Source organism: Arenicella chitinivorans (assembly GCF_014651515.1).
In the GTDB taxonomy this organism is placed as follows: domain Bacteria; phylum Pseudomonadota; class Gammaproteobacteria; order Arenicellales; family Arenicellaceae; genus Arenicella; species Arenicella chitinivorans.
In genome coordinates this window covers 540,300-560,532 of the sequence record NZ_BMXA01000002.1, presented here as the reverse complement: position 1 = coordinate 560,532, position 20,233 = coordinate 540,300, and the positions used below count along the sequence as shown (strand labels likewise).

General features: G+C 50.5%; 22 protein-coding genes. 14 read left to right on the top strand and 8 right to left on the bottom strand.

Translation table 11 applies throughout. The features are described from left to right. Positions 1–12: 12 nt before the first annotated feature. The 6 genes from prfA (at position 13) to IE055_RS07730 (ending at position 5,295) form a co-directional block, all read left to right on the top strand. On the top strand, positions 13–1,104 hold the full coding sequence (prfA, locus tag IE055_RS07755) for a peptide chain release factor 1 (protein WP_189399527.1): 1,092 nt from the start codon (positions 13–15) through the stop codon (positions 1,102–1,104). Continuing rightward, positions 1,104–1,952, top strand: coding sequence for a peptide chain release factor N(5)-glutamine methyltransferase (gene prmC / locus IE055_RS07750; RefSeq protein ID WP_189399525.1), 849 nt, complete (start codon positions 1,104–1,106; stop codon positions 1,950–1,952). Before prfA ends, prmC begins: the two co-directional genes overlap by 1 nt. 219 nt (positions 1,953–2,171) lie before the next feature. Next, positions 2,172–2,345, top strand: coding sequence for a PLDc N-terminal domain-containing protein (locus IE055_RS07745; protein WP_189399524.1), 174 nt, complete (start codon positions 2,172–2,174; stop codon positions 2,343–2,345). Between the two features lie 36 nt (positions 2,346–2,381). Next, complete coding sequence (locus IE055_RS07740) at positions 2,382–3,491, top strand: AI-2E family transporter (protein ID WP_189399522.1); 1,110 nt, start codon at positions 2,382–2,384, stop codon at positions 3,489–3,491. Between the two features lie 20 nt (positions 3,492–3,511). After that, the gene (locus tag IE055_RS07735) at positions 3,512–4,396 is read left to right on the top strand and encodes a YihY/virulence factor BrkB family protein (RefSeq protein WP_189399520.1); all 885 of its coding nucleotides are present in this window, start codon (positions 3,512–3,514) and stop codon (positions 4,394–4,396) included. Positions 4,397–4,680: 284 nt separating this feature from the next. Next, a complete protein-coding gene (locus IE055_RS07730) occupies positions 4,681–5,295 on the top strand; it encodes an outer membrane beta-barrel protein (protein ID WP_189399518.1) in 615 nt (204 codons plus the stop codon). 134 nt (positions 5,296–5,429) lie between these two features. On the opposite strand, the gene IE055_RS07725 is transcribed toward IE055_RS07730, so the two are convergent. From IE055_RS07725 to IE055_RS07715, 3 genes are all read right to left on the bottom strand, one after another. After that, entirely contained in the window at positions 5,430–5,642 is a 213-nt protein-coding gene (locus IE055_RS07725) for a hypothetical protein (protein ID WP_229794192.1), read from the bottom strand. A 226-nt stretch (positions 5,643–5,868) separates the two neighbouring features. Then, the gene (locus tag IE055_RS07720; RefSeq protein WP_189399514.1) at positions 5,869–6,672 is read right to left on the bottom strand and encodes a LysR substrate-binding domain-containing protein; all 804 of its coding nucleotides are present in this window, start codon (positions 6,670–6,672) and stop codon (positions 5,869–5,871) included. A gap of 184 nt (positions 6,673–6,856) precedes the next feature. Continuing rightward, positions 6,857–7,042 carry a hypothetical protein gene (locus tag IE055_RS07715; RefSeq protein WP_189399512.1) on the bottom strand — a complete coding sequence of 62 codons (186 nt, stop codon included), beginning with the start codon at positions 7,040–7,042 and terminating at the stop codon, positions 6,857–6,859. A gap of 507 nt (positions 7,043–7,549) precedes the next feature. Between IE055_RS07715 and IE055_RS07710 the strand changes: the two genes are divergently transcribed. The 4 genes from IE055_RS07710 (at position 7,550) to IE055_RS07695 (ending at position 10,823) form a co-directional block, all read left to right on the top strand. Continuing rightward, positions 7,550–7,714 (top strand): DUF1328 domain-containing protein, encoded by a 165-nt coding sequence (locus tag IE055_RS07710; RefSeq protein WP_189399510.1) that lies wholly within the window; start codon positions 7,550–7,552, stop codon positions 7,712–7,714. 134 nt (positions 7,715–7,848) lie between these two features. Beyond that, positions 7,849–8,853: a phospholipase A gene (locus IE055_RS07705; protein WP_189399508.1), complete on the top strand. Its 1,005-nt coding sequence runs from the start codon at positions 7,849–7,851 to the stop codon at positions 8,851–8,853. Positions 8,854–8,855: 2 nt separating this feature from the next. Further along, positions 8,856–9,926: a DUF748 domain-containing protein gene (locus IE055_RS07700; protein ID WP_189399506.1), complete on the top strand. Its 1,071-nt coding sequence runs from the start codon at positions 8,856–8,858 to the stop codon at positions 9,924–9,926. 129 nt (positions 9,927–10,055) lie between these two features. After that, the gene (locus IE055_RS07695; protein WP_189399505.1) at positions 10,056–10,823 is read left to right on the top strand and encodes a hypothetical protein; all 768 of its coding nucleotides are present in this window, start codon (positions 10,056–10,058) and stop codon (positions 10,821–10,823) included. Positions 10,824–11,346: 523 nt separating this feature from the next. On the opposite strand, the gene IE055_RS07690 is transcribed toward IE055_RS07695, so the two are convergent. Genes IE055_RS07690 through IE055_RS07680 form a run of 3 tightly spaced genes read right to left on the bottom strand, consistent with a single transcriptional unit; the run spans position 11,347 to position 12,497 of the window. Continuing rightward, a complete protein-coding gene (locus tag IE055_RS07690; protein ID WP_189399502.1) occupies positions 11,347–11,766 on the bottom strand; it encodes a hypothetical protein in 420 nt (139 codons plus the stop codon). 8 nt (positions 11,767–11,774) lie between these two features. Further along, the gene (locus IE055_RS07685; protein WP_189399500.1) at positions 11,775–12,218 is read right to left on the bottom strand and encodes a phage holin family protein; all 444 of its coding nucleotides are present in this window, start codon (positions 12,216–12,218) and stop codon (positions 11,775–11,777) included. Between the two features lie 3 nt (positions 12,219–12,221). After that, entirely contained in the window at positions 12,222–12,497 is a 276-nt protein-coding gene (locus IE055_RS07680) for a DUF883 family protein (protein WP_189399498.1), read from the bottom strand. A gap of 277 nt (positions 12,498–12,774) precedes the next feature. On the opposite strand from IE055_RS07680, the gene IE055_RS07675 reads away from it, so the two are divergent. Beyond that, a complete protein-coding gene (locus IE055_RS07675) occupies positions 12,775–13,605 on the top strand; it encodes a ferritin-like domain-containing protein (RefSeq protein WP_189399496.1) in 831 nt (276 codons plus the stop codon). A 5-nt stretch (positions 13,606–13,610) separates the two neighbouring features. On the opposite strand, the gene IE055_RS07670 is transcribed toward IE055_RS07675, so the two are convergent. After that, a complete protein-coding gene (locus IE055_RS07670; protein ID WP_189399493.1) occupies positions 13,611–14,177 on the bottom strand; it encodes a TetR/AcrR family transcriptional regulator in 567 nt (188 codons plus the stop codon). Between the two features lie 100 nt (positions 14,178–14,277). Here IE055_RS07670 and IE055_RS07665 point away from each other — a divergent pair, with 100 nt between their 5' ends. The 3 genes from IE055_RS07665 (at position 14,278) to IE055_RS07655 (ending at position 18,816) form a co-directional block, all read left to right on the top strand. Further along, on the top strand, positions 14,278–15,708 hold the full coding sequence (locus IE055_RS07665; RefSeq protein ID WP_189399490.1) for an NAD(P)-binding protein: 1,431 nt from the start codon (positions 14,278–14,280) through the stop codon (positions 15,706–15,708). An 8-nt stretch (positions 15,709–15,716) separates the two neighbouring features. Beyond that, positions 15,717–16,799: a DUF2855 family protein gene (locus IE055_RS07660; protein ID WP_189399488.1), complete on the top strand. Its 1,083-nt coding sequence runs from the start codon at positions 15,717–15,719 to the stop codon at positions 16,797–16,799. 91 nt (positions 16,800–16,890) lie between these two features. Next, entirely contained in the window at positions 16,891–18,816 is a 1,926-nt protein-coding gene (locus IE055_RS07655) for a DUF885 domain-containing protein (protein WP_189399486.1), read from the top strand. An 83-nt stretch (positions 18,817–18,899) separates the two neighbouring features. Here IE055_RS07655 and IE055_RS07650 read toward each other — a convergent pair whose 3' ends face one another. Next, positions 18,900–20,225, bottom strand: a complete 1,326-nt coding sequence (locus IE055_RS07650; RefSeq protein ID WP_229794191.1) for an amidohydrolase — start codon at positions 20,223–20,225, stop codon at positions 18,900–18,902. Between the last annotated feature and the right edge of the window lie 8 nt (positions 20,226–20,233).

The window sequence follows — 20,233 nt, the reverse complement described above, 5'->3', positions numbered from 1 at the left end:
AGAGAACACTTTGTGAAAGATTCGATACGCTTCAAATTAGAAAACCTGGTGGACCGTCAGGAGGAACTGAACGCCCTCCTATCACAACCAGAAACCATGAGTGACCAGAATCACTTCCGCAAGCTCAGTATTGAGTTATCAGAAATCGGCCCGGTGATTGAAAACTACCTTGAGTACAAAGGTTTGGAAGACGACGCCGAGGCTGCGCAAATGATGCTTGAGGAAGACGACAAAGAAATGCGCAAAATGGCGCACGATGAGTTGCAGGAGATCAAAGGGCGGCAAGAAGTGCTGCTCGCTGACCTGCAGAAGCTGTTGTTGCCGAAGGACCCCAATGACGACAACAATATCTTTTTGGAAATTCGTGCCGGTACTGGTGGGGATGAAGCCGCAATATTTTCTGGCGACCTCTTCAAAATGTATCAGTCGTATGCCGAATCTCAAAAATGGCGTGTGGAAGTCCTGAGTAAAAACCTCGGCGAGCATGGCGGCTACAAAGAAATCATTTCGCGAATTGAAGGTCACGGTGCGTATTCCAAACTGAAGTTTGAATCAGGGGCACACCGAGTTCAACGTGTGCCCGAGACTGAGACTCAGGGGCGGGTTCACACCTCCGCCTGCACTGTGGCTATCTTGCCAGAAGCAGATAATGTGGACGATGACATGGAGATCAACCCAAGCGATCTGCGGATCGACACGTATCGTGCGTCTGGCTCCGGCGGGCAGCACGTGAATAAAACGGACTCTGCAGTTCGACTTACACACTTGCCTACTGGCACTGTGGTGGAATGTCAGGACGAACGTTCACAACACAAGAATAAAGCGCGCGCAATGTCGATGCTCAAAGCTAAGATTTTGGATGCAGAGCGTCAGGCACTGGAGGCAGAGCAAGCACAGACTCGAAAAAGTCTGGTTGGCAGTGGTGATCGCTCTGAACGTATTCGCACTTATAACTACCCGCAAGGGCGTGTCACGGACCATCGAATCAACCTCACGTTGTACAAACTGGACGCAATTTTGGCAGGTGACCTCGGTCAGATCGTCGACCCGCTCACGACCGAGCACCAGGCAAACTTGTTAGCAGAGCTGGGCGACGATGCCTGATGTCTACTCAGCCTGTCAGTTACAAACAGCTGATTGAGCTCGGCTACCAACGGCTATTTGACAGCAGCGACACGCCACGGATCGACGCTGAATACCTGTTACAACACGTTACCGGCCAATCCATGGCCTGGTTGATTGCATGGAGTGATTCGTTCGCCAGCACCAACCATGTCGCAGCGTTTCTAGCCTTGCTCGCACAACGTGAGCAAGGAACCCCTATCGCGTATCTGATTGGGGAGCGCGACTTCTGGACACTTACGCTCACCGTTAACCGACACGTATTGATACCGCGCCCAGACACCGAGGCCTTGGTCGAATGCGCACTCAACAAATTGCCAACAGATCAGCCACTTCGGCTACTCGACCTCGGGACCGGCAGTGGTGCGATCGCCCTGGCATTGGCTAAGGAGCGCCCGCTCGCTAGTGTGTTTGCGGTCGACTCACAGGCCGACGCTCTGGCCGTGGCGAATCACAACGCCGAGCGTAACGCCATCACGAACGCGACATTCTTGCAAAGCGACTGGTTTGAGCAGATCGAGGGCCGCTTTGACTTGATCGCCTCAAATCCGCCATACGTTGCTCCCGGTGACCCCCATTTGAGTCAGGGCGACTTACGCTTTGAGCCCGACAGCGCGCTGTCGGCAGCCAATAATGGTCTGGCCGACTTAGAATCAATTATTCAATCGGCACCCGACTACCTGCACCCGAATGGCTGGTTAGTCGTCGAACATGGTTTTGATCAGGCCGAAGCGGTCAGAGATTTATTCACGCTTAATCACTTCCGCGAAATTCACCTGCATTCGGATCTCAATGAGCTGCCTCGTTGCACCGCTGGGCGCCGCAGTTAGCTCACCTGCGGCAGTGTGTGTAATCCCCAACCACTGCGTGCCTAATCCACCAACCGCCACAGCGAGATCAGAATGCGAGCCGAGCACGGCCCGTTTTAGAAAGCCACACTTCACAATATAAACAAAGACTTAAGATCTAAATAAAGCTCACAAACACGCACTGGCACGCTCTATGCTTGGTTCATGATACTTAGACTATCTCAACAGGAGAAACGAATCATGATCGAAACAATACTTGCCATCATTCACCTTGCATTAGCGCTTTGGGCAATTATCAATATCTTTGGAGCCAAAGTCGGATTAGTTGAGAAACTACTGTGGCTGGTGTTAGTGCTGGTGCTGCCATTGATCGGATTGATTATCTGGTACTTTGCTGGGCCCAAGTCGGCCTAAGCGCCGCCCTCACAACCTCACTCAGGATACACATTCATGACGGAACTCGACTTACGCAAACAGGGATCACCACCAGCGCATGTAGACTCAGCGCTGGTGGTAAGGTCGGTGTCAATTACCGGCATCTTCGTCATACTCGCCGTGTTTGCATTGCACGCGGCGGCGGACATCCTGATTCCCATCACCATCGCCTACTCGCTTAACCTGCTGTTGTCACCGCTGATCAGAAGACTCAGCAAGTTGCGCATCCCTGCGCCGCTGAGCGCAGCCGTTGTCGTGATCAGTTTCCTGGGCATTTCGCTACTGAGCATTTACGCTCTTTTCGAACCTGCCGAAGAATGGATTCAACGAGGCCCGCAACTAACCGAACAGGTAAAACAAAAAATACGCCCAATGCTGGGTTCAATCGAAGGCGCGCAGAAAGTCGCCGCGGGCGTCGACACGCTGATCGAAGACAAATTGGCTCAGGAGCCACCACTGAACGTCAAAGTTCAGCCTGACGCCAGCCGGCTAGAGCGAATGCTAACAAACACTTCGAGCGCCTTGGCCAGCATCGGCATCGTTGTGGTGTTGCTCTACTTTCTACTGGCAGCTGGTGACACTTTTTTAAATAAGCTGGTGTCTATCATTCCTAAGTTCAAAGATAAACGCCGTGCAGTTGAAATCATTCGTGAAATTCAACGTGACACTTCACGCTACCTGATTACTCGCACCTTGATCAACATTGGCCTCGGTGCAGTGGTGGCATTCGCATTGGCGATGCTTGGCATGCCCAACCCTATTTTATGGGGCACGCTGGCTGCATTGTTGAACTTTGCACCGTATGTTGGCCCCGCAATCAGCCTATCAATTATGACCGTGGCCGCTATCATCAGTTTTGATACATTGCCGGAAGCCTTACTTGTGCCACTGACGGTGTTACTGATCAATATCCTCGAAGGCGAGTTTATTAGCCATCAGCTCATTGGCAAGCGACTCGCGCTCAGCCCAGTGATCGTATTTATGAGTATTGTATTTTGGGGTTGGATCTGGGGCATCGCTGGGGCGCTGATGGCAATCCCGATCATTGCAGCGATTAATGTGGTTTGTCAGCATGTGGATAGCCTGAATCCAGTCTCTGAATTTATTCGTGACACGAACGACTAACCACCACACCACTCACCACAATGGCGTTCCTAAAACTCCTTCTGCAGGCGTCGAAGCAATGGTACCGAGATGACCCTTGGCGCCATGCGGCGACCATTGCCTACTACGCGATATTTTCCCTGCCTGGGTTGTTAATCATTATCATCTGGACCGCTGGCACCTTGTTCGGACAGGACGCAATTCAGGGCCAACTCAGTCGCAACCTAGGCGACCTATTGGGAGATAATGGCGCACAAGCGATTGAAACACTGATTGTCAATGCCCGCTTGGATCAGGAAAACTACTGGATGCGTGCACTTGGTGTGGGCACTCTCGTGTTTGGTGCTACCACCTTATTTCTTCAATTACAGACCTCATTAAATTCAATTTGGGGCGTTCGATCGACACCGAAACATGGTGCGATCAAATTCCTTGCCGACCGCGCCACCTCACTTGGCATCATCGTTGTGATCGGCTTTCTGCTTCTGGTATCACTCATAATTTCAACCGCACTGTCAGCATTTGGACTTTGGTTTGCGGCATTCTTTGGCGAGCATGGATTGGTGATTGTCAGAGTGTTGAATGTGTTTCTTTCTCTAAGCGTAATCAGCCTATTATTCGCTATCATGTTTAAAGTTCTGCCCGACGTAGAGATTGGTTGGCGATCAGTTTGGGTCGGGGCACTCTCTGCGGGAGTGCTGTTTACGATCGGAAAAACAATCCTGAGTCTGTACTTTGCGTATAGCAACCCTGGGAGTGGTTTTGGTGCCGCCAGCAGCGTGATCCTGATCATGCTTTGGGTTAATTACACCTGCTTGATTCTGTTTTTTGGCGCCAATTTAGCACAGGCATATGCGGTGTCACACGGACACCCAATTACACCATCTGACCACGCAACCTGGATTAACGGGCAACCCGCCAACTAATCCAACCCCGGAGTATGCGTCAAGCCGACAACGGTGGTGGAATTCCCCCGCTACCAAACCACCGGATTGGGGTTTATACCCAGCATCATCCTGCCTCAACATCGTCCATACCTCTTCCCAAGTAATATTTATTCCTTAATTAACAGGAACTTACGATATTTTCACCAAATTCCTTAAGTTGGCACGGGGTTTGCTGAACCGTTACTGAGCGGTCACCACCGGGTGACCAAAATTTAAACCACTCAACAACTGAGTGAACGGATTAAACAAACAGTGAGATTATTATGAAGAACATGACCAAAACAAAATCAAACAACCCATTGACGAAACTTGCCTTGTCATTAGCACTGGCTGGCGCGGCCATCACAGCACCAAGCATTGCGGCTGCGGATGACGACACCGGTTTCTACCTTGGTGCCACCTACAACGATGTCGGCATCGATTATAACGCCGGCGACCGAATTCGTTTCAGCGATGATGAAAAAACCGTAGGTTACCGCGCTGGTTATATGTTCAACAACACACTGGGTGTTGACCTTGGTTATATGGATCTAGGTACCTATGCAGAGTCGAATGTTGGCTTGCTGGATGGTACGCGGCTAGAAGCAGAAGCGACCACACTGTCACTGGTACTTAATTTGACGCCGGTGGACTATCTTGACGTGTACGCCCGTATCGGTGCGGCCAAGATTGAGCAAGACCGTTCTATTGTGGTGGCGGGCGCACCCGTGAACTTCGACCCTGAAGACGACACGAAGCCTTTTGGCGCTATCGGTATCGCTTTCGACCTCGGTGCGATCGATATCTTCGCTGAATACTCAAAACTGGACACCGATAACAACGACACCGACCTCGACATTGTTAGCGCAGGTGTGAAGTTTGAATTTGGTTCGAACTAAAAGACGATCGATCAGCCAACTAGGCGGGTCCGAGAAAAGCGGTGGACAGTCCACCGCTTTTTCATTATCTGCGCCATTCGTCTGTACATCAGAAACCTGAACCGGGTCACAGTGCGCCATCGCCTCCACGTAAATCAGTGATTCCCGAGCTGCCAAAGATACAACACCAACACCCGTAGTCGCCGGGTGTCGAGTCGCCCAAATACTTGAGCAAAACTAGCCTCAGGTCGGTGCTCAGCGAGTTCTTCGCCCACATCGACACGCGGTTGCAGAATATCCGAAATCGACGCCCCAGCTGCGGCCAACGCAAGATTTAGAATCGCCAAAGCAGCTTCCATTTGACTCACTCTTTCCTTCCATCTACTTGACCTGACACGAACACCAGCCGCGGCAAACGCTCAACGATGGGCTGTGAAGGCCCGTTGATCGAACTGCCATAAAGCCCCTCAGGGTTGCTTCTTTAAATTGCCATCATGTTCTCCACTTGGTCAAAATTAATGCGGCAACAACCTAGGGTTCACACGGACTTCGACACACAAGCAGGGCTTGCAGCCATGACTAACCGGTGTTCAGTCACGCATTCGATTTCTCTCGTATTTGAGATAGGACCCATGCCAAAAAAGGGTCGCCCTTAGTGCTCGGATGATATACGACACTCACCGCAAAACCGGGCGGCGAAACCGCCAACGGTACGACCGAAAGCCCGTCGATTAGCGGCAGGCGGGTTGGCAGCAAGGCAACTAGCCGGGTCTGCTGAACGGTACGCTGCGTCGCTTGAAAGCATGGGGATGACACCTGAACCTGATGGGGAAAACCAACCCGATCGAACCAGTCATCTGCGGCCCCCTTGAAGCTCCCAACACTGGGGGAGGTCACCACAAACGGGTACTTTGTTATCTCTTGCAATGATACTGGCGAAGCTCTATGCAGTGGGCGAACCAACGTCACGCATTGGTGCATTTTACGAGTCAGCTCCGCACTTTCTATGCTGGATACCACCACTCTAACTTTTGGCGCCAGCTCGGCGACTTGCGTGATTAACGACGATACCACCGTATGTTGGGTGCAATCCGTCGCAGCAATCGACAGCACCTGATTGACTGATATCGGTGAAAATGCGGTCGGCAACGGAATGTTGTGCATGGCCGCCAGCACTTGCTGAACATATGGTTCAATGTGTTTGGCATACGACGTCGGCACCACGCCTTGGCCACTGGCGACAAACAGGCGATCATCTAGAATTTGCTGAATTCTCTTGAGCAGTAGGCTGACTGCTTGTTGTGAAATGGCAAGGGATTCTGCCGCAGCCGACACAGTATCAAATCGATACAACGCATCTAAGGTCTTTAAATGACTAATCTCTAAATCCAGAATCATGGATAAGACTACGCAGTTGTTGTCAACGGGTAGTCCATAAGTATCCCTAGATTGAGCGCGTTCTAGATAAAGCCTGCCAATCAGCAAAGTAATACGCTCTCTAAATCCTAAATCGTCACATTAACAGGCAAAAAAAAAGCCAGGGACTTTGCCCTGGCTCTCTTTTCTAATGATGGAGAATTGCTTAGTTGTTGGTAGCGTCTTCCACGTCATCCGCCGCGTCTTCGACTGCATCACCGGCATCGTCAACTGCTTCGTCGATTGATTCACCGGCTTTCTCCATTGGTCCTTTTTCTTCACAACCGGTCAAAGTCGCCATACCAGCAACCAGAGATAACAAAAGTAATAGTTTCAAATTTAAGGTTTTCATAGAGGGTCTCCCAAGTTAATTGATGTTGATTCCCATGGCATTTATCAAATAGAGAAGTTCGATTCAATGATGCCAGGGTGTGCGACTCATGCCGCTCACTTTAGACCTAGCAGGGATCATGCCAATTTATTGTTATCACCTCATAAAACCAGCTAAGTGGCTGTATTCAATAGATTATGCACAAGGTCGCACCTGTCGATCGCGGTTTGGACTCACAAACTATAAACCAACAACCACCAAAATCGGGGCATATCGCCAACAGGGTGTGTGATTACCCCAATTTTAATCTCATCCAAACTATGCCTCAGATCTGAACTCAACGAGTTAAGATAATTTTTAACGCATATATATCAATGACTTAATAAACAAATTGAGCGATTAAATAGCGAGTTGGCACGGTCCCTGCTGAGTGGAGACCGACATCAAGACAAACGCAGTACACGCTCTTGACGACACAAGCGGCGATCAATCGCCGACCGTTTAATCAATAAAATTTAGGAGAATATTATGCTTAGCTGGGCACTTACTTTTTTTATCATTGCAATCATCGCTGGTGTACTCGGCCTTTCAGGTATCGCAGGCACAATGAGCTCAATCGCGTACATTCTGTTTGTTGTTGGCCTAGTACTTGCAATCATCTTTGCAATCACTGGCCGAAAACCGAGCATCTGATATCAGGCGCAAAGAGTAAGGGCGGAGTCATTTGACTCCGCCCCTTTTAGTTTTATCGATAACTCGTGCCGCGCTACACACCAGCGCGCCTCAGACGAACCAACCCCAACTTGTTTGCACAGTAGGACCCGTAAATGCGTCATACCAAGAATTACAAAGGAATCCGATCCAGCATCACTGTACTGGCACTGTTCGCCAATGCCATAACAACGGCGTCAGCCGACGAAATATCAAGCTCGGAACTGTTTCAACAATGCCTGTCCGAACTGGTTATTACAGCCGACCCCAATACGACAATCAAGGAGCTGCACGCCACCTGCAATGCACAACTCGAACCGGTCGCTGACAGCATCGACACGGCAACGGAAAAACGGCAACTCGGTCAGCAAGTGGTGGCGCACAATCAGTTTACTCTGCTACAACACCGAGCCAACTACTTATTGCCATTGGCCTACAACTTCAAAGCCGCCGACAACGAACCGATTGGACCAAATGGGGAACTACGCAATTTAGACCCAACCGAATTCAAATTCCAAATCAGCTTTAAGAGTTTGCTTTGGGACAACATCCTAGGCAGCGACACTAACTTGTACGCTGCATACACTAACACCTCCTGGTGGCAGGCCTACAATAAAGACAACTCCAGCCCGTTTCGTGAGACCAATCATCAACCGGAGTTGTTTATTGATATCCCCAATGACATCTCGATTGGCGACTGGGAACTGGCAAATATACGACTCGGGATCAGTCACCAGTCTAACGGCCGCGCAGGCGACTTTTCACGAACTTGGAACCGCGCGTTCGCTGAATTCGCGATCTCCGACGAGTTCAACGAAATACGTCTACGCCCCTGGACCAGTTTGTCAGACATCGAAGATAACCCCGACATCGAAGAGTATCGCGGTCGCTTTGAGCTTGGCGGCACGCATCTAGTCGGTGACCACACATTCGCTTGGGCCGCACGCCACACACTGGATCGCAATAGCCGTGGCTCGTTCAAGCTGGACTGGAGCTTTCCGATCGCCGAGCGCGATGACCTACAATTTTTTGTTCAGTACTTCGATGGCTACGGCGAAAGCTTAATTGATTACGACGTGAAAAGTCGTCGTTTAGGCTTGGGCTTTAAGCTCGGGAATTAACCATGCGTATTTCTAAGTCTGTCAAAATTGCACTGCTGAGTTTACTTCTTGTCGGATTAGTGATTCGCGGATTACTTCCTGGCTTCGTGCGAGATCACTTTAATTCGATGATCGCTGAAAACGCTAAGACGAGCGGCGGCGTCAAGGATGTTGATCTGTGGTTGTTAAGCGGCCGTATCGAACTGCATGAGCTGTCGATAAGCAAAGCCGATGCTGAAATTCCAGCGCCGATATTTACCGCAAGTCGAATCGCATTCTCAATCTCTTGGCGCGATTTGTTTAAAGGTCGATTGTTTGGTGACATCGCCATGACGCAACCGGTATTGAACATTGTCGATGCGCCGTCACCTAACAAAACCCAAACTGGCACTGAAGTCGACTGGCGCGCCGCATTACAAAGTTTTTATCCCTTTGAGATCAACCGAGTCTACATCGAGGGCGGCGAGGTACATTTCCGTAATTTTAATTCAGACCCGCCGGTTGATCTGTATCTGGCCAACATTGACGGGTCAGCGCAAAATATCACCAACGATCTTCGTCAGAACCAGAATAAACAAGCGCACATTCGCGCTACGGCGACCACCATCGGCAATGGCGATGTTGAAGTCGATGCCAGCTTTAATTTACTCAAGCAACCGTCGGTCGGTGACTTGACGGCTAAGGTGAATAAACTTCAACTCACCGCACTCAACGATTTTACCCGAGCTTATGCCAACCTGGACATTCAACGCGGCGAACTAGAAATCAATGCGCACATTAATGCCGAGGAGTCGGATGGCAAAACCAAGCTCGATGGAGAGTTAACGCCTGTGGTTACCAATATGAATATTCTACGCTGGCGGACCGACGTCGAACAACAGCACGACCCGGGCATCATCTTGGTGTGGGAAGGCAGTCTCGATTTGATCACGCGCATCCTAGAAGTTGGCGAACTCGATCGCATGGAAACTTCGGTGCCAATCGAGGGCACACTAAAAGAGCCAGATGTCGGCGTCTGGAGCGGTCTGTTCGGTCTGGTGAAACACGCTATTCTTGGCCGGCTAGAAAACGACTCATTGAGAGAGACAGATTAAGGGTCCGGAGTCATACTGCACTGACCCAACACCGCAAGACCCGCGCTCTAATGCGCCTCGCTTTCACTCTGGATTTATGTCAAGATTATAGCCAGGTACAACACCGACAGTTCATGGATAGGAATTCGTATGAGCATCACACTAAGAATACTCGGCATTGTCGGTGTGGCGTTGTTCGGCATCTTATTTACCCTCACCTTTTTGAGTCCCACCCAACTAGAAACCTCCGCCAAGCGGTTTGTTCAACACCAAATTGAGCAGGAGATTCGCACCAAGTACAACGCCGCGCAAGCGTCTTCTGTAACACAAAAGGCCAAAATTTTGGCTGACAAACTGGGCCTTGAGACCGACGAAATCGAACAAAACCTGGATGATGAATTACCACAAAAGATTGCCAGCGTCATCGCATCCATGTGTGGCTTTGACTGCGAGCGCAAAAAAGCGGTGGCATCCTCCATCACACAGGGCTACCTGGACCGCATCAGGAATATCAAAATCGCCGAAGACTCCCTCGGCAATATCATCAAAGGCAAGTACCTTCAAATCGTTGAAAACTTACGCTTCGACCTGCGAATTTTTCTCGGCACGAACCTCTTATCGTTCCTAGTTTTGCTGGTTGTTTCCTTCGCCAAGCCGCGAGCCATTCAGCATTTATTCTTACCCGGCATCCTGTTATTGGTGGCCACGGTGATCTCAGCCACCATCTATATCTTCGGGCAAGACTGGTTCTACACCATCTTGTACAACGACTACATGGGCTACGCCTACTCGGTTTATCTATTGCTGATCTTCGCCTTCTTTATGGACATCGTGTTCAACCGCGCACGCATCACCACCGAAATCATCAACGCCATCGCCAATGCCATCGGCTCCGCCTTCTCGGTGGTGCCGTGTTAGGTCGTAGGTTAAGCAAATATAACCATACGCACTGCTACCAAAAAACTGTCGAGAAGGTAGATCGCAAATCATCTAATCGGTACTCAGGTACGATTCATCGTTTTATTAACAGGGCCACATACCTAGAGTAAAACACTTTTAGCACTACCCAACTTAGTCATCCTGAGCGCAGCGAAGAATCCAATATCATTGAAACGATCAAGAATTGACCTCATGACAATCGCATGTAGCTACTTTCGTCTGTTTGCCTTCAAATCAAATACAACGGCAATAAAATACCCTACCGCAGCCCCGGTGATTGAACCGACTAATAAATCCTCAAATTAAAGGCGCCATGTTTTTCGCTCCTATTAAGAGGCCGATAGTTGCGAAAAAACCAACCCAAAATAGATATCTCTTTGTCGTTGCTGACATTTGTTAGAACCGAATGTAATAAGACAACGATTTTATACTCGACATTCCTATTTGTAGACAGTCACTTTTCCATTTATAGCGCGAGTCTTGCGCCCAATGGACTCCTGCGTCAACCATGGTTCGTCGGTGACAACCCCTTGTCCTCCGGCGCGCCCGCATTGGGCGGTGCTTGTTTATGAAGGGACTGACTCAACCACCGTGTCGCTTCCGCTGCCACTAAACTAAGACCAATGCCGACGAGTTCTTTGGTCATGCCGGAGACGAGCGAGTGAGGCTCGCTTGCGGGTTTTGCGTCTGATTTGGTCTCGTCTTGGGATTTTTCTGTCTTTGTTGGTGCTGGTTTGGGTCTTAGCATAAACCAGCCGGCGGTTGCCCCAGCCGCGAAGGACGAGACCAAGGCCATGGGTGAGGTGAGTAAGTGATGTGTTTGAGATTTGACCTGACTAACATTATGGTCGAGTTCGGTCTTTTTTTGTTTTACCAGCTCTGCCTGTTGCAGGATCTGTTTGCGCATCGAGAGTAAGCTCATCATGTCACCTAGTTTAAGTCTTTGTGGTCATGTGATCGCAACATCTCTCGGGTCTGCGGGAATGCCAGCGGTTTGGACAACTGTGCCAACCATACGAGCAATACAAGCGCGGCGAGCAAATTGATGCCTGCGACCAGTAGCGTCGACTGCAACAATGAAAGTATATCCGCACTGGTGAGCCAAAGCACGAGAGCGTAGTTGAGCAATCCCCAAGCGCTGAACAATAAAAGCACCGACAGCAGGCCCGCGATTAGCATAAGGATCACGCTGTGCGCCGCCAGCCTCGCTTCGAGCATGGCAAGATCTATGTTCGCTCGAACGTAGCCGAGTGCCGACGCAAATGCGGCAGTGAGGCCATGCAACAACGTGTGATCTGGCTGCGGCGAGGAATGACCGGCGGACGGCTGACCGTCATCGGCCAGCCGTTGCTCTGTTTTCGATTGCTGCGCCATCTACTATTTACGCAATATCGCGGTTGCAATCACGCCCGCACCAAAAGCGATACCCAGTGCTTTCATTGGGTTGTCGTTAACATAGTCAGTGACTGTTTGCTGCGCGTTAGCCGAGGCTGTTTTCATGGTGTCGACTGATTCATTGGTTTTGGCTTTGACCTGTTCTGCGGTTTCTCGCACACGCGCATCCACGTTTTCTGCAGCGTCGGCAGTTTTGTCTACTGCGTCATGCGCTTTGTTTGCAACCTGTTGAATTCGTGTTGTGCTTGATTTAGCCATGATTTTCTCCTAATCAATTGTAAGTTAAATATAACACTGTGATCCCATTAGGATGTCAGTGTACTCACTAAACACTGAGCAAAGCCCATGCCAACATTGATGTTTTGTTTAATTTCAACAACTTACAATAGATGCCCTGCGATTTCGGCCCAAGTTGGTTCAACAACCGGTGGATATCCACAGTAACAGGCTGTGCTTTTCCACCGATCTGACGACTGCGCGTATAATACCGGCTCGTCGCCACCGCCATTTCGTTTTGAACGCACTTTAAAGCACCATGCAACACGTCAACCGTCAACTTCTGAATCTAATCCTAGAAACAGATCCAAAACAAAAGAGTGAAGGCGTGCTGGCCTTGGCGCTGTCGGATGAGATGCTGACTCAGGGCAGTCGAGATGACACACCGGCCCGTAAGATTGACCAACCCGGCTACCCGTCGGCCCTTCAATTGGTTGCGCCAAAGGACTTAAAACGCCGTGGTATCAGCACCCAACAAGGGCGCAACATCCTGATGCATTCAGTTGCGCACATCGAATACAACGCCATCAATTTGGCCTTAGATGCGGCCTATCGGTTTCGCCAACAACCACGACAGTATTACATCGATTGGCTTCGTGTTGCGCAAGATGAGGCACGCCACTTTCAACTGATTAACCGTTATTTGACCAACCACGATTGCGAGTACGGTGCCTATCCAGCTCACAATGGCTTGTGGTCCATGACTGTCGAAACCGACTACGATGTGCTGGCGCGCATGGCGTTGGTGCCGCGCGTACTTGAAGCACGTGGGCTGGACGTGACGCCTGGCTTGATTGCGCGACTGGACCGAGTTGAAGATCAAGAGGCTATTGATATTTTGAAGGTTATATACCAAGACGAAGTGGAGCACGTGCGTATTGGCTCTCATTGGTTTAAATACCATTGCGGGCAACGAAATCTGGACCCACGCACCACGTTTAAGGCGCTTATCCAGCAACATTTTCATGGTCAACTGCGCGGGCCGTTCAATATTCCGGCGCGCTTGCTGGCGGGGTTTGACGAAGAAGAATTAGCTGAACTCGAATCAATAAATCACCCTTACCATGCAGTCGATTCGCCGCGTTCCTAATCTACTCAGACTGGCTTTAGCGCACTTAAATGATGCTTGACTGCATTTATGGCCATGGTTTGCCAGTCCCACTTGGGCTTCGTATGCGTGTGATGCACGATACTCACGTAGCCATGTAAAATCGCCCAAACATCCATCGCTAACACCCACCGGTCACCCTGCAGTTTCTCGGTTTGCAAAAACAAGCCGAGATGAGACACCAGACTACCAAATGCGGTTTCAGCAGCGGCGCGCGCACGCTCAGACGGTTCGTATCCCGCGTCTGCTTCACCAAATATAAGTCGGTAATGCGCCTCATGCTGCTTGGCAACACGCAGATACCCACGCGCGGCCGCTAACACATGCTCCAGTGTGACATTCTCATCCTCTGCCACACTCATCGCTGCGGACACCAGTTCAAACCCTTCGATGTAGAGCGCATCCAGAATGCCCTGTTTGCCCTGAAAGTGACTGTAGATACCAATGGTCGAAAGCCCAGCCTGCTTGGCAATTGCACGCACGCTCAACGCCGCCACACCACCGGTGAGAAACAGTTCGGACGCCGCATTTAGAATTTTGGTTTGTGCACTCATTCGTGATTTCAACAAAATCATAACTTGACATAAATAACACTGTTATCATATTTTATAACACTGTTATTCACCAGCTCAAAATTCACAGGAAGTTATTATCATGCCAGTCACTCAACTCGAAACGGACTACCTGATCGTCGGCTGCGGCGCGGTCGGGATGGCGTTCGCCGATGTGCTCTTACAAGAGACCGACGCCAACATCGTAATTGTGGACAAACACCATAAGCCCGGCGGACATTGGAACGATGCCTACTCGTTTGTCACCCTGCATCAACCTTCGGCCTTTTATGGGGTAAGTTCCCACGAACTCAGTACCGGCCGCAAAGACCTCGTCGGCTTAAATCAAGGTCTGCATGAACTGGCCTCCGGTGACGAGGTACTGGCGTATTTCGATCAAGTCATGAAACATACCTTCTTGCCTTCCGGCCGAGTTCAGTATTATCCCATGTGCGCGTACCAAGGCGACGGGCGATTTTCGTCCATGCTGTCGGACACCGAGTACTCGGTAAAGGTGAACAACAAAATCATTGATGGCACATACTTTAAAACCTCAGTACCGGCTACACACACGCCGAATTTCGAGATTGAATCCGGCGTTAACTTTGTGCCGCTAAACGCCCTTCCGAATACCCATTCACCTCAAGACGGCTATGTAGTTGTTGGCGGTGGAAAAACTGGCATCGACGCATGCTTGTGGCTGCTGCAAAACCAAGTCAATCCCGATGACATTACTTGGATTATGCCACGCGATGCTTGGTGGATTGATCGCCAGAACACACAACCGACTCGCGAGTTTTTCCAGCACTCCATCGGTGCGCAGGTAGCCCAATTGGAGGCAATGGCGACCGCCAAAACGCTAGATGAATTGTTCGAGAAGCTAGAGAATAGTGGCGTGTTGCTGCGTCTCGACCCCACGGTCAAACCATCCATGTTTCATGGCGCGACCGTAAGTCAGGCAGAAGCCGCTCTGTTACGCAAGATCAAAAATGTGGTGCGACATGGCCGAGTTACTCGACTCGGATTAAATGACATTCAATTTAACGGGGTCACGATCCCAACCACACCGAACACCCTGCACATTGACTGCTCAGCGCGCGCCGTTCCGATTACCGAGCAGTACCCGGTGTTCGAAGGCAATACAATCACGGTGCAAACGGTACGCTCCTACCAGCCCGTGTTCAGTGCCGCTTTCATCGCGCACATAGAAGCCAACTATGACGACGAGGCAATCAAAAACGACCTCTGTAAAGTAGTACCATTACCCAATCACGATGTCGATTGGCTGGTCGGCGCGGCGGCCCAAATGCAGAATCAGTACCGCTGGTCGCAGGAACCCGGCCTTCGTGATTGGCTGATTGAAAACCGGCTTGATGGCTTTACCGCGCTGGTTCAACAAACGGATGAGGCGACACCCGAGCAGCTGGCGCTGTTGGGCAAAATGAAAGCACTGGTGCCTGACGTCATCGCCAACATTCCGACTTTAATGGCCCAGGCCATGCAACAACACCAACGTTACGCCACCCAAGCGTGAGGAATACCATGCAAGAACTACAAACGAATAAAAAAGACTTTAACCAATGTCGCCTGTGCGATGCACCCGATGTCGACCTGGCAGATGGTGAGATCAAATTAAAGGTCGACCGCTTTGCGTTTACAGCCAATAACATAACTTACGCGGTCATGGGGGAAAAACTGAAGTACTGGGACTTCTATCAACCCTCCGGCACAGACGCCAGCGACTGGGGCATTATTCCGGTTTGGGGATTCGCGGACGTGGTCGAATCCAAGACTGATAAAATTACGGTTGGTGAACGTTTATTTGGCTATTTTCCACCGGCGGAATCACTCACGCTTAAACCAGTCAACGTCACACCCGGTACGCTGATCGAAGGTGGCGCATCACGTGCGCATTTGCCAGTTGGTTATAACCTGTATCGCCGTGTCAACAACGAGCCCGGTTACAACCGATCACAGGATGATGAACGCATGCTGTTATTCGTGTTGCACTTAACAGCGTTCTGTATTCACGACATGTTGGAAAGTGCCAACTGGCATGGTGCTGAGCAAGTGGTTATCATCAGCGCATCCAGCAAAACCAGTTCGGGTCTTGCCGCCGGGTTATCCGTGGATGAGCAAGCTCCAACCGTGATCGGACTGACATCTGGCCGCAACCTACCCTTTGTAGAAAGTACCGGTGTTTATGATGAGGCGTATACTTACGATGACCTGACTCAGATCGACGCAGCAAAACCAACCGTGGTGGTGGACATGTCAGCCAACACTGACGTGCTCAGTCGATTGCACACGCATCTGGGTGACAATATGCGTTTTTGTAGCAACGTTGGACTGACACATTGGGAAGAGCCGCAACACGCCGCCGGCATCAACCAAGCTCGTAGTCAAATGTTCTTCGCGCCGGGTCACATTCAACAACGCATTCAAGATTGGGGCGGCGAAGAGTTTGAACGCCGGTCCACCGCTTACGTGATGCGCACCATTGGCATGAGCCGAAAATGGCTTTCCATCACCGAATTAGATGGTCTTGCTGTACTTGCAGAGCGTTACCCAGATATCTGCGCCGGTCGAATCCCAGCCGAAGAAGGGTTAGTCGTACAACTCTAAGTGAGCTGCTTCACGATCCATACCATTTTTTAACGTCTCCAATTGGTGTTGTTGTTACAATGCTGTCACGTTTAACCAATTGGAGATTCACATGCCTAAATCAACGGCGCAAACTTCCGCCACGCGGAGCCCTTCAAAGCTAAGATTATCGCTCGTCACTCTGTCAGTCGCCGCTGCGCTGACTGCTTGCGGTCAAGCAGACCAACCCGCAGCAAATGTTGCGACCGAGCCCGCGCCACAGGTAAGTGAATCGGTAGTCGATAACGTTGCCGAAACGATCTCGGAATCTGAAAAAGCCAATGCGATGTATGAGCGCTTCTTTGAAGAATCCGTCGCCCGTAGCCCGGAAACACTGACTTATTTGGGTCGTAAAGAACGAGCTGATGAGTGGACTGATCGGTCAGACAAAGCAGCAGAAGAGAACCTTGCGCTGACCAAAAAACAGCTGGCAGAATTGCAGACGCTGGACAAAGCCAAACTCGATCAAGCAACCTCGTTGAGTTACGACTTATTGAAACAAGCACTGGAAGAGGAAATCGAAGACCATAAATGGCGCTTGTACAATTATCCGGTTAATCAAATGTTTGGCACGCATTCTGGCGTTGTCTCACTCTTGATCAACCAACACCGCATATCCAGCGTGAAAGACGCGGAGAACTATGTGGCGCGTCTCAATGGTGTCAAAGGCTTATTTGATCAATTGGTTACCAATATTGAAGCGCGCACGGCGGCCAATATTATTCCGCCAAAATTTGTGTTCCCGCATGTCATTCGTGACAGCAAAAACATTATCAGCGGCGCGCCGTTTGATGATGGCGAACCAAGCACGCTGTTAGCCGACTTCACTGGCAAACTCGATGCACTTGCGGCGAAAGAAGGTTCAGAACTGACCGAGGAAAAGAAAGCTGAACTGCTCGCAGCGGCCACCTCCGCGCTGACTACCTCAGTACAACCCGCCTATGAAAAACTGATCGCCCACTTGACCGAACTGGAAACCAAAGCCACCACCGACGACGGTGTTTGGAAATGGAAAAATGGCGATGAGTTCTACAACGTGGCGCTCAAGCGCACCACCACGACTGACCTCACTGCGGATCAAATCCACGAAATCGGCTTGAGTGAAGTAGCTCGCATTCACGACGAAATGCGCGCCATTAAAGACAAAGTCAAGTTTGACGGCGAATTGAAAGCGTTTATGCAATTTATGCGCGAAGACGATCAGTTCTATTACAACAACGACCAAGCTGGCAAAGACCGTTACCTGGCCGAAGCCACTGCGTTGATTGACAATATGAAAGGTCAGCTTGATGCGATGTTTATCACCAAGCCCAAGGCGGACCTGAGTGTGAAAGCCGTGGAACCGTTCCGCGAGCAGTCAGCGGGCAAAGCGTTTTACCAACGGCCGTCTGAAGATGGCTCACGCCCAGGTTTGTACTACGCCAACCTGTATGACATGAAAGCGATGCCAACGTACCAGATGGAAGCTCTGGCTTATCACGAAGGTATTCCAGGCCACCATATGCAACTGGCGATCCAGCAAGAACTGCAAAATGTACCAAAGTTCCGTAAGTTTGGCGGCTACACTGCGTATACCGAAGGCTGGGGTTTGTACTCGGAGTATTTGCCCAAAGAATTCGGCGCGTATGAAGACCCATATTCAGATTTTGGTCGCTTGGCGATGGAGCTTTGGCGCGCTTGCCGTCTGGTCGTCGACACCGGCATCCATGCGAAAAAGTGGACGCGTGAAGAAGGCATTGCTTACTACACCGACAACACGCCCAACGCGGTGTCTGATGGCGTCAAGATGGTCGAACGTCACATTGTGATGCCGTCACAAGCCACGGCCTACAAAATTGGCATGATGAAGATATTGGAGTTGCGCAAACAAGCCCGTGATCAATTGGGTGACAAGTTCGACATTCGTGGATTTCACGACGAAGTACTGAAATACGGCGCGCTGCCGCTAAATGTACTGGAAGACAAAATTAACGCCTGGGTAACCAAACAACAGGCCTGATTTAGTCGAACCACGTCATCCATGACGTACGGATAAAAACGCGCTCATTGGTGATCACCATGAGCGCGTTTTTTTATGGTCGATCAGTTGGCTTGAGACTGATAATCAATGGTCAGTTCAACCAGCGCCTGAACACCTTTAATCAAGGCTGATTCATCCACATAGAATAAGGGTGAATGATTGCTTGGCGCGGCTTTCGGATCTGTTCCAGCAGGAGTTCCACCCAAAAAGAAAAACACACCCGGTGTCTCCAGCGCGTAATATGAAAAATCTTCCGCCCCGGTAATCAGTCCAGGATCCACAACACGTCCTTTGCCAAACACACGTTCGAGCGTCGGCATCATTTGAGTTGTTAAGCTTGGGTCATTCACGGTCACTGGGTACCCGAGATCAATTTTGAAATCGACTGTCGCACCCTGTGCTTCGGCGGTATTGCGCACGATCCGTTCGAGACTCTTATGAATGTCGTTACGAATCTGCATATCAAAGTTGCGAATCGTGCCGACCATATTCACCGAATCCGGAATAATATTGCTGCGAATCCCGCCTTTAATGGCACCAACCGACACCACAGCCGGGGCTTTCGTAACGTCTGTTTGTCTCGCCACGATGGTGTGCAACGCATTCACTATTTGCGCGGACACGGTGATTGGGTCAACCCCATCCCAAGGGCGAGAGCCGTGTGTTTGTCGGCCGTGCACCGTCACATCAAACGAGTCTGATGCCGCCATTAGTGGGCCTGAACGTACACCGATCATGCCGGCAGGGATACTGGATGTGGTATGCAGTCCAAATACGGCCTCGGGTGTTTGTGGTTTGAATAACCCCTGTTTCAACATCAGCTCGGCACCGCCTTCTTCACCTTCTGGCGCGCCTTCTTCCGCGGGTTGAAAAATAAACATTACCGAGCCCTTTAGTTCGACCTGACGTTGCACCAGCACTTCTGCCACTGCCATTAGGATCGCCACGTGCGTGTCGTGCCCACAGGCATGCATCACACCCACTTCTTCACCACGATAGGTGTCGGTTACCTTGGATGCAAACGGCACGTCGGTTTGCTCAGTCACCGGTAACGCGTCCATGTCAGCCCGCAAACCAACTAACGGGCCAGGCTGCCCACCTTTGAGCACTGCCACCACACCGGTATGCGCTATGCCGGTCTGCACCTCAAGCCCTAAACCCCGCAAGTGGTCGGCAATGTACTTCGCCGTTTTGAATTCGCGATTGCTGAGCTCTGGGTTCGCGTGCAGATGTCGACGCCACTCAATTAGCTTTGATTCAATGGCACTGATATCGGCCGGTAATGCCGAGCGATCCGGCGCGGTAGCCGCTTGTGTAGTGCCAATAGACAAGATCGCTGTGAACAGCGTTAGCCAAGCCAACCGGCGCATAAGAGATGTTAAGTTCATAGATAAGT